This window comes from Pseudomonas sp. F8002 (genome assembly GCF_013385495.1).
GTDB lineage: Bacteria > Pseudomonadota > Gammaproteobacteria > Pseudomonadales > Pseudomonadaceae > Aquipseudomonas.
On sequence record NZ_JACAPW010000037.1, the window covers coordinates 25,957 to 35,204 of the forward strand.

Genomic DNA, 9,248 nt, shown 5'->3' on the forward strand with positions numbered 1-9,248 from the left:
GATAGCTCAGCGCGGCGCCGGGGTACGGATTTCACCGCTGGCCAAACGTGAAGCACTGTTACCGATCGGGTCTTCGGCATTCAGATCGGCGCCCTTGGCTTTCAGTTCGTCCAGCAGTTCCACGCGTTTGAACAGCCCGGCATACATGGCCGCCGTTTGTCCGGCGCCGTTGCGCTGGTCGGGGTTGCAGTCGGTGGCCAGCAGGCGCTGGGCGATTTTCAGCTCACCCTTGAAGATCGCGCCCATCAACGCGGTGTTGCCGCGTTTGTCCTGCACGCAGGCATCGGCGCCGGCGGCGAGCAATCGGTCCACGTAGGCACTTTCGCCGTGATAGGCGGCGAGAATCAGCGCCGTGTAGCCTTTTTCATCCTGGGTGTTCAGCGGATAGCCGGAGTCGATGAAGGTGTTGAGCATGTCCACGTCGCCACGGCGGGCGGCGTCGAAGTAGTAATCCTGCAGTTGTGCCTTAAGCGCGGCCGGGTCAGCTTGTTCGGCCAATACGCTGAACGACAAACACGCAAGGACAGCGCCTATAAAGATTCGCATGGCAAATTCTCAGTGATGTGCCACCTGTAGGAGCCGGCTTGCCGGCGATGGCGTACTTGTGGGCGCTATCGCCGGCAAGCCGGCTCCTACAGGGAGCGTGGGCGGTTAGTCGGTCAGCTTTTCGGCCAATGCCTTGACGCGGGCCAGGTCGCCCTTGGCAACTTTGGTCACGCCAGTGCCGTACTCCGGATCAGCCTTGTAGAGGAACGACAGGATGATGTGCTTGCTCTCGTCATCGGTGGTGGCCAGGGAGCCGCCGAAGTTGTCGATCAAGTCCTGACGCTCTTTCTTGTTGAACGAACGGTACAGGTCGCCGGCCTGCTTGAAGTTCTGCTCACGCTGGATCTTCGCTTGCTGGGTACTGCCCGACAGGGCCGACTGGCTGTACCGCGCGGTTTGCGGCTCTTCCCGTGGCAGCAGGCGGCTTGGCTGGTAGTTCACGCCAGTGGTGGTCTTGCCGAAATTCATCGCGCCGTCCTGGTTACCGTTGTTGACGGTCACCCGGGGTGCGTTGATCGGCAGTTGCAGGGCGTTTGGCCCCAGGCGGTACATTTGCGTATCGGCATAGGAGAACACCCGGCCTTGCAGCAGGCGGTCTTCCGACGGCTCGATGCCCGGCACCAGGTTGGCCGGCGCCATGGCCACTTGCTCGGTTTCCTGGAAAACGTTGGCCGGGTTGCGGTTCAGCACCATCTGCCCGACTTTGCGCTCCGGTACGTCCGGCCAGATCTTGGTGGCATCCAACGGGTCGAAATCAAACTTGGCCAAGTCTTCCGGCTTCAGCACTTGCACATACAGGTCCCACTTGGGGAAGTCGCCCTTATTGATGTGCGTGACCAAATCATTGGTCATATGGCTGTAGTCACGGCCCTGTACTTCAGTCACTTGTTTAGGATCGAGGTTCTTGATGCCTTGCAGGCTCTTCCAGTGGAACTTGACGTAGTGCACTTCGCCCTTGGCGTTAATCAACTTGTAGGCATGTACACCGTTACCGTCCATTTCCCGGTAACTGGCTGGAGTACCGGAGTCCGAGTACAACTCGGTCAACGTACGAGTAGACTCCGGAACATGGGAGAAGAAGTCAAAGCGACGGGAATCATCGTCCAGGTTAGTGCGCGGATCTGGTTTAAAGGCGTGAACCATGTCCGGGAACTTGATCGCATCGCGAATAAAGAACGTCGGGAAGTTATTACCGACCAGGTCCCAATTACCTTCGGCGGTGTAGAACTTGGTGGCGAAGCCGCGCGGGTCACGCAGGGTTTCCGGCGAATGGTTGCCGTGAACGACCGCAGAGAAGCGCACAAATACCGGCGTGGCTTCGCCAGCGGCAAACACCTTGGCCTTGGTCAGGTCGCTGAGGTTATCGGTGACGGTGAAAGTACCGTGAGCGCCGGTGCCACGGGCGTGCACAACGCGCTCCGGAATACGCTCGCGATCAAAGCGCTGCAACTTCTGGATCAGTTGCACGTCTTGCAACAGGACCGGGCCATTCGCACCGGCGGTTTGCGAGTTCTGATTGTCACCGACCGCCGCGCCATTATCGCGCGTGAGGTTGGCGGCGTGTACGGACAGCGAAAGAAGACTGGCGCTCACTGCAAACAGCACCTGTCGCGCAGAAATAGGCCCGCGGCTAATAGGGTTTTTCATCGAGGTATCCTCTGGTTTTTTTAGTGCACATTGAGTTGTGCTTGCCAGAGGCTAGTGACCCGCGAGTCAGAAGATAAATAGAAAAGCCGTACCACCCCGATAAAGAAAATAGTGTGGTAACCCACTGAAATAGCGGGTATTCCGCGCGCGATTGGTGGCACTTTGCAAACTATTTGCGATTTAATGTGTCGATAAAAACGGACACTGTTAGCAGTTGTGTCGAGCAAGCCTCGCCACACTGTCTTACACTGGCTTCTACCTCCTCATCTGTAACAAGGAATAACCTATGGGCGTGTTAAGTGAGTTCAAGGCCTTCGCGGTCAAAGGTAATGTGGTCGACATGGCGGTCGGTATTATCATCGGCGCCGCCTTCGGCAAAATTGTTTCATCCTTTGTAGGCGACGTGGTGATGCCACCTATCGGCCTGTTGATCGGGGGTGTCGACTTCGGCGACCTGGCCGTAACGCTTAAAGCCGCCCAGGGCGATGCGCCGGCCGTCGTACTGGCGTACGGCAAGTTCATCCAGAGCGTGATCGACTTTGTGATCGTTGCGTTTGCGATCTTCATGGGCGTGAAGGCCATCAACCGCCTGAAGCGTGAAGAGGCCGTGGCACCTAGCCTGCCGCCGGTCCCGACCAAGGAAGAAGTGCTGCTGGGGGAGATCCGCGATCTGCTCAAGGCACAGAACAGCAAGCCCGAGTAAGCTCGGCAAAAAGTAAAGGCGCCTGCAGGGCGCCTTTGTTTTACCAGTAGTTTTCTACCGCGACCTGCCCCGGACGGCGGGTCAGGCTCAGTTGCATGTCGCGCTGTTTCAACAACTGACGCGTGTCGTCGATCATCTGCGGGTTACCGCAAATCATCACCCTGGAATGCTCGGGGGTCAGCTCGATGCCTGCGGCGCGCTCCAATTCGCCGTTCTCGATCAGGGTGGTAATCCGCCCATTCAGCGCGCCCGGATGTTGCTCACGGGTGACAATGGGAATGTAGGTGAGCTTGTGGGCGTATTCCGCCAGATACTCACGTTCGCCCAGTTCATGGATCAACGACTGGTAAGCCAGCTCCCTTGCTTCGCGGGCGCTATAGACGAGGATGATCCGCTCGAATTTCTCCCACACTTCGAAGTCCTGCAGGATCGAGAGAAACGGCGCAATACCGGTCCCGGTGCCCAGCAGCCACAGATCGCGACCATCCACAAACCGGTCCAGGGTCAGAAAGCCCGTGGCCTGGCGTTCCACCAGCAGGGTATCGCCCTCGCACAGGCGGCTCAGCTCACTGGTGAACTCGCCACCCGGCACAACGATAGAAAAGAAATCCAGGTGCTCATCAAAGGGCGAGGACACCACCGAATAAGCACGCCACACAATGCTGCCATCGGCCTTGGTCACCCCAAGACGCACGAATTGTCCGGCGCGAAAACGAAAACCAGGGTCTCGGGTAGTACGCAGGGTAAACAGGCTGGGGGTCAGCGATTTCACGTCGAGCAGGGTCTGGCGGGTGTATTTTTCAGCACTGGCCGTCATGGGAAACTCCATTTGCAGAGGCCCCTAGTGTCCCCCAAAGCGCCGCCTGGAAACACCGATGGTTTGTGCTGGCATTGCCGCTCCCCATAGTGGCAACCGCTGGGCGGTACCAAATATTTGGCTATTAGTCGCCTTCCAACAAGCCATTAGATGAGGGAGTGTAACTAAATATTAATAAGGCGCATTTAGAGCAAGTTCTTAAAACTAATGGAAAAAAATCTTATCGAACGCCTGAAACCTGTACACCGTAGCCAGGTTGTACAAATGTTATTGGCCTAACGCCCGCTTGAACATAACCAAATTTTTATTTCGAGCTGTAGCCGTTGTCCTACACTATTTTTTCACGTTGTAACCGGGGGCCTTGGAAGTACCCCATGTAAAAACCGTTCACATGGAGAGTTACCGATGGTCAACTGGCACAACACTCGCCTGCCCAAACTCGAAGGGGAAAGCGAAATAACCAGTATGTACGAAGCTGCCCTCAACCTTACTTACGAGCTTGGCTTCCAATACTGCGCATTCACCCTTAGTTCCCATCTACCCAACAACCAAACGAAAACTATCAACCTTAACAACTACTCAAATGAGTGGAATACGCTGTACAGACAAGAGCACTACTTTGATCTCGACCCTGTGGTTGCGCATTGCAAACGCTCGGTTCTACCGATCGTATGGGACGAGAAAACCTTTTCTTCGGTACCGGACTTATGGGCCCATGCCCAGTCCAACGGACTGAATTTCGGATGGACCCAATCGGTTCATGACTTCCAGGGTGTTTTCAGCATGTTGAGCCTGGGGCGCACCATCGGCCCAGTGGGCCCTGAAGAACTCTATGAAAAAGCCGGGCAAGTGCTCTGGATTTGCCACGCCATGCACGCGGTGGTGGCCAAAAAATACGCAGACAATCCCAGCCCGCAAGCGCCCAGCAAATTGACCCCGCGGGAAACCGAAATCCTGCAATGGTCGGCCTTGGGCAAGACCGCCTCGGACATCGCCACCATCCTGTGCCTGTCCGAACGCACGGTCGGCTTCCATATCAGCAGTGCGATGAAGAAACTGGGGGTCAGTAACAAGATTGCCGCAGTGATCACGGCAGTCAAATGCGGGTTGTTTTAAACACCGCATGTAATCCAGGGGAAAAAAACGTAACATTTGCGGCCAGTTCCGGGTGATGACGCGAGCCCCTGATGCGCCTCGCGTCGCCGCTCACCCCGATGGTTCGCTTACCCAGAGTCTCCCCCGCCATGCCCCTGCTCGACAGCCCCTTCGCCCAACTCGACCTGATCCGTCAGCCAGAACAGCACAACGACCCGCTGCAAGCGTTTGATGCAGCCGATGAGTATTTGCTCAGCTACCTGGCGGAACAACAGCTGACGACGGCGACCCGCGTACTCGTGCTCAACGACAGTTTCGGCGCGCTGGCGGCCAGCCTCGAAGGGCATGTGCAGGTCACCTCCAGCGGCGACTCGTTCCTCGGCGCCCTGGGCCTGGAGAAAAACCTGGCGCGCAACGGCAAGGCTTTCGACGCGGTAACGTTTCTGCCCGCCAGCCAGACGCCGACCGGACCGTTCGACCGTGTACTGATCCGCGTGCCGAAAACCCTGGCCCTGCTCGAAGAACAACTGATTCGCCTGCAAGGTCAACTGGCACCCGGCGCCGAAGTGATTGCCGGGGCGATGGTCAAGCACCTGCCACGGGCTGCCGGCGAACTGCTGGAGCGCTATGTCGGCCCGATGCACGCCTCACTGGCGGTAAAAAAGGCCCGACTGCTGATCGCCACCCTGGCCGATCGGCCACACGCCGTATCGCCCTACCCTACGCGCTACAGCCTGGAAACCCCGGCCATCGAACTGCTCAACCACGCCAACGTGTTCTGCCGGGAAGGCCTGGACATCGGCACCCGGGCCTTCCTGCCGCACCTGCCACAAAACCTGGGCGGCGCCCGCGTAGCCGACCTGGGTTGCGGTAATGGCGTCCTGGCGATTGCCAGCGCGCTGCAAAACCCCGAGGCGCAGTACACGCTGGTCGACGAGTCTTATATGGCGGTGCAATCGGCGGCCGAGAACTGGCGCGCGGCGCTGGGCGAACGTGACGTGCTGATTCGCCCCGGCGACGGCCTGGCCGATCAGGAAGCGCAGTCACTGGATGTGGTGCTGTGCAACCCGCCGTTCCACCAGCAGCAAGTGGTGGGAGACTTCCTCGCCTGGCGCATGTTCCAGCAAGCGCGGGAAGCGTTGGTGGTGGGCGGCGCCCTGTACATCGTCGGCAACCGTCACTTGGGTTATCACACCAAGTTGGCGCGGTTGTTCCGTGGCGTCGAGCAAGTGGCGACCACGCCGAAGTTCGTAGTCCTCAAGGCGCGCAAATAAAAAAGCCCTCCATGAAGGAGGGCAATAGTTACAACGGGATGTCAGTGGGTGGTCAGGCCCGCGGCATTCATGAACATGCGCATCAGGCTGGCCACTACGAACAGGGCCAGGACGCTGCCGGTCCAGATCATCGCCAGCCAGCCCAGGCGCTGCCAGAGCGGCTTTTTCTCGGCCTGTTCGATGTCGTGCAACGAAGGTTTGCCGGACATGAGTCGATCCTCCTAGTGATAACCGTCTTCGTGGGTGACCTTGCCGCGGAACACGTAGTAGCTCCAGAAGGTGTAGCCCAGGATGAACGGAATGATGAACAAGGTGCCCACCAGCATGAAGCCCTGGCTTTGCGGCGGTGCGGCGGCGTCCCAGATCGAAACTGACGGCGGGATGATGTTCGGCCACAGGCTGATCCCCAAGCCACTGTAGCCAAGGAAGATCAGCACCAGCGTCAGCAGGAACGGCGTGTAGTGCGCATTGCGGGCCACGGCGCGAATCAGGCCGTACATGGTCACCAACACCAGGATCGGCACCGGCAGGAACCAGAACAGATTCGGCAGGGTGAACCAGCGCGAGGCGATTTCCGGGTGGGCCAGCGGCGTCCAGAGGCTGACGATACCGATCACCGCCAGCACCACGAATGCCAGGGGCCGGGCCAGGTTGTGCATCTTCTCCTGCAAGCTGCCTTCGGTCTTCATGATCAGCCAGGTGCAGCCCAACAGCGCATACGCCACGATCAGGGCCACGCCGCAGAACATCGTGAACGGCGTCAGCCAGTCCAGGGAGCCACCGGCAAACTGCCGGTCGACCACCGGGATGCCATCAATGAACGCCCCCAGCGCCACGCCCTGGAAGAACGTCGCTGCCAGCGAGCCGCCGATGAAGGCCTTGTCCCACAAGTGACGCTTGTCGTCCTTGGCCTTGAAGCGGAATTCAAACGCCACGCCACGAAAGATCAGCCCGATCAGCATCAGCATCAGTGGCAGGTACAGCGCCGAGAGCACCACCGAATAGGCCAGCGGGAACGCGCCAAACAACGCCGCGCCGCCGAGTACCAGCCAGGTTTCGTTGCCGTCCCACACAGGGGCGACGGTGTTCATCATCACGTCACGGTCAGTCTTGCCTGGGATGAACGGGAAGAGAATGCCGATCCCCAGGTCAAAGCCATCCATTACCACGTACATCATGATGCCGAAGATGATGATCACGGCCCAGATCAGCGGAAGATCAATACCCATGGCTCAGTTCCCCTTGTTCAAGGTGTCGCCGTGATCGGCATCGGCACTGTCATCGGCCGCTGACAACGGACGCGCCGGTGTGCGTTTCTGCCCAGGGCCACCGTGAGTAGGCTCGGTGCTTTCGTGGGTCACAGGCCCTTTGCGCACCAGGCGCATCATGTAGCCCAGGCCCGCGCCGAACAGCGCGAAGTACACCACCACAAACAACACCAACGTAATGCTCATCTGCGCAAAACTGTGGTTGGACGAGGCGTCCGCCGTGCGCATCAGCCCGTAGACCACCCACGGCTGACGGCCGATCTCGGTGGTGAACCAGCCAGCGAGAATCGCGATCAGGCCGGACGGGCCCATCCACAGCGCCAGGTACAGGAACGGCTTGGATGTGTACATTTTGTCGCCACGGCGCAGCCAGAGGCTGAACAGGCCGGTGAAGATCATCAGGAAGCCCAGGCCCACCATGACCCGGAACGACCAGAACACGATGGTCGAATTCGGACGATCCTCAGGCGGGAACTCCTTGAGGGCCGGCACCTGCTTGTCCAGGGAGTGGGTCAGGATCAGGCTGCCCAGGTATGGGATTTCCACCGCAAATCTGGTTTTCTCGGCCTTCATGTCCGGCCAGCCGAACAGGATCAGCGGCGTGGGCTCGTTGCCGATATTTTCCCAGTGGCCTTCAATCGCGGCGATCTTCGCCGGCTGATGCTTGAGGGTATTCAGGCCGTGGAAGTCACCGATGACCGCCTGGATCGGTGCAACGATCAGCGCCATCCACATTGCCATCGACAGCATGGTGCGGATCGCCGGGTTGTCCTTGCCGCGCAGCAAGTGCCAGGCCGCCGAGGAGCCGACGAAGAACGCGGTAGCGACGAACGCGGCCGTGGCCATGTGCATCAGGCGGTAGGGGAACGACGGGTTGAAGATCACGGCCAGCCAGTCGGTGGGAATCACCCGGCCATCAATGATTTCAAAGCCCTGTGGCGTCTGCATCCAGCTGTTGGAGGCAAGAATCCAGAAAGTCGAGATCAGCGTGCCGACGGCCACCATCACCGTGGCAAAGAAGTGCAGCTTGCGTCCGACCTTGTTCCAGCCGAACAGCATGACCCCAAGGAAGCCGGCTTCGAGGAAGAACGCCGTGAGCACCTCATAAGTCAGCAACGGCCCGGTGACGGCACCGGCGAAGTCCGAGAAGCGGCTCCAGTTGGTGCCGAACTGATAGGCCATGACCAGGCCGGAGACCACGCCCATGCCGAAGTTGACGGCAAAGATCTTCGACCAGAAATGGTAGAGGTCACGGTAGGTGTCGTTGTGGGTCTTGAGCCACAGGCCTTCCAGCACCGCAAGGTAACTGGCCAGGCCGATGGTGATGGCCGGGAACAGGATATGGAATGAGATGGTGAACGCGAATTGAATTCGGGCGAGATCTAGCGCCTCCAAACCGAACATAAGTCTTCCTCTGTCAGGTAATACCGAATGCTGGCTGGAGGCCTGCACCCACTGCCCCCACGGATATGGAGTGTGGCGAATTCAAATTCGTTTCTTTTTATAACCAACCACGCAGGGATTCTGGCCTTGCGGCCGCCAGAGCAATCCCGGCGAAGGTTTTGATCTGGATCAAGCATTGCTGAAAGAGTAGTCCCATTTTCGCGAGAGCAAGGCGTGGTCTTTTGCCGCGTGACAGGTTGCCTCAGTGGTCACTGGGTGTTGTCTTTGGTGAGATTGGGCGTGTTTTGGGTGTATATCCGTTATTTGGGTGATGGCTGGTATTGGTTCCGCTCTTACAGCGGCGCACTTTTGAAAAGCGCAAAAGTAAGCAAAACGCTCTTGCCCCACCACTCGGCTCCTCGCCTAGGCTCGGTGTGCCCAAGATCAAAAGCAAGAGCACAGCGGCCTACCGGCCGGCTTGAGTGTTTAAAAGCCAAATCAAAAGCAAAAGCGGG

9 protein-coding genes are annotated in these 9,248 nt (G+C 58.7%); 3 read left to right on the top strand and 6 right to left on the bottom strand.

Going from position 1 to position 9,248, the window contains the following annotated elements; translation table 11 throughout:
• Nucleotides 1–6 precede the first annotated feature (6 nt).
• Nucleotides 7–546 carry an ankyrin repeat domain-containing protein gene (locus HX811_RS25475; RefSeq protein ID WP_177047930.1) on the bottom strand — a complete coding sequence of 180 codons (540 nt, stop codon included), beginning with the start codon at nucleotides 544–546 and terminating at the stop codon, nucleotides 7–9.
• 105 nt (nucleotides 547–651) lie between these two features.
• Nucleotides 652–2,193 (bottom strand): catalase KatB, encoded by a 1,542-nt coding sequence (katB, locus tag HX811_RS25480; RefSeq protein ID WP_003215817.1) that lies wholly within the window; start codon nucleotides 2,191–2,193, stop codon nucleotides 652–654.
• 286 nt (nucleotides 2,194–2,479) lie between these two features.
• On the opposite strand from katB, the gene mscL reads away from it, so the two are divergent.
• Entirely contained in the window at nucleotides 2,480–2,896 is a 417-nt protein-coding gene (mscL, locus tag HX811_RS25485) for a large-conductance mechanosensitive channel protein MscL (protein WP_003215816.1), read from the top strand.
• Nucleotides 2,897–2,936: 40 nt separating this feature from the next.
• On the opposite strand, the gene HX811_RS25490 is transcribed toward mscL, so the two are convergent.
• Nucleotides 2,937–3,713 (bottom strand): ferredoxin--NADP reductase, encoded by a 777-nt coding sequence (locus tag HX811_RS25490; protein ID WP_177047932.1) that lies wholly within the window; start codon nucleotides 3,711–3,713, stop codon nucleotides 2,937–2,939.
• A 405-nt stretch (nucleotides 3,714–4,118) separates the two neighbouring features.
• Here HX811_RS25490 and HX811_RS25495 point away from each other — a divergent pair, with 405 nt between their 5' ends.
• The gene (locus tag HX811_RS25495) at nucleotides 4,119–4,829 is read left to right on the top strand and encodes a LuxR family transcriptional regulator (protein WP_177047934.1); all 711 of its coding nucleotides are present in this window, start codon (nucleotides 4,119–4,121) and stop codon (nucleotides 4,827–4,829) included.
• A gap of 128 nt (nucleotides 4,830–4,957) precedes the next feature.
• The gene (locus HX811_RS25500) at nucleotides 4,958–6,082 is read left to right on the top strand and encodes a methyltransferase (RefSeq protein ID WP_177027823.1); all 1,125 of its coding nucleotides are present in this window, start codon (nucleotides 4,958–4,960) and stop codon (nucleotides 6,080–6,082) included.
• Between the two features lie 41 nt (nucleotides 6,083–6,123).
• Here the strand turns inward: HX811_RS25500 and HX811_RS25505 are convergent, their stop codons facing one another.
• From HX811_RS25505 to HX811_RS25515, 3 genes are read right to left on the bottom strand one after another with little or no spacing between them, the layout of a single operon-like run.
• Nucleotides 6,124–6,291 carry a DUF2474 domain-containing protein gene (locus HX811_RS25505; protein WP_003215809.1) on the bottom strand — a complete coding sequence of 56 codons (168 nt, stop codon included), beginning with the start codon at nucleotides 6,289–6,291 and terminating at the stop codon, nucleotides 6,124–6,126.
• 12 nt (nucleotides 6,292–6,303) lie between these two features.
• A complete protein-coding gene (gene cydB, locus HX811_RS25510; protein WP_008432810.1) occupies nucleotides 6,304–7,311 on the bottom strand; it encodes a cytochrome d ubiquinol oxidase subunit II in 1,008 nt (335 codons plus the stop codon).
• Nucleotides 7,312–7,314: 3 nt separating this feature from the next.
• Nucleotides 7,315–8,754 carry a cytochrome ubiquinol oxidase subunit I gene (locus tag HX811_RS25515; RefSeq protein WP_177047936.1) on the bottom strand — a complete coding sequence of 480 codons (1,440 nt, stop codon included), beginning with the start codon at nucleotides 8,752–8,754 and terminating at the stop codon, nucleotides 7,315–7,317.
• Nucleotides 8,755–9,248 lie beyond the last annotated feature (494 nt).

Coding starts and splice junctions, on each gene's coding strand:
- cydB (WP_008432810.1), bottom strand. CDS start 7,311: ATGGGTATTGATCTTCCGCTGATCTGGGCCGTGATCATCATCTTCGGC.
- mscL (WP_003215816.1), top strand. CDS start 2,480: ATGGGCGTGTTAAGTGAGTTCAAGGCCTTCGCGGTCAAAGGTAATGTG.
- katB (WP_003215817.1), bottom strand. CDS start 2,193: ATGAAAAACCCTATTAGCCGCGGGCCTATTTCTGCGCGACAGGTGCTG.
- HX811_RS25475 (WP_177047930.1), bottom strand. CDS start 546: ATGCGAATCTTTATAGGCGCTGTCCTTGCGTGTTTGTCGTTCAGCGTA.
- HX811_RS25500 (WP_177027823.1), top strand. CDS start 4,958: ATGCCCCTGCTCGACAGCCCCTTCGCCCAACTCGACCTGATCCGTCAG.
- HX811_RS25495 (WP_177047934.1), top strand. CDS start 4,119: ATGGTCAACTGGCACAACACTCGCCTGCCCAAACTCGAAGGGGAAAGC.
- HX811_RS25490 (WP_177047932.1), bottom strand. CDS start 3,713: ATGACGGCCAGTGCTGAAAAATACACCCGCCAGACCCTGCTCGACGTG.
- HX811_RS25505 (WP_003215809.1), bottom strand. CDS start 6,291: ATGTCCGGCAAACCTTCGTTGCACGACATCGAACAGGCCGAGAAAAAG.
- HX811_RS25515 (WP_177047936.1), bottom strand. CDS start 8,754: ATGTTCGGTTTGGAGGCGCTAGATCTCGCCCGAATTCAATTCGCGTTC.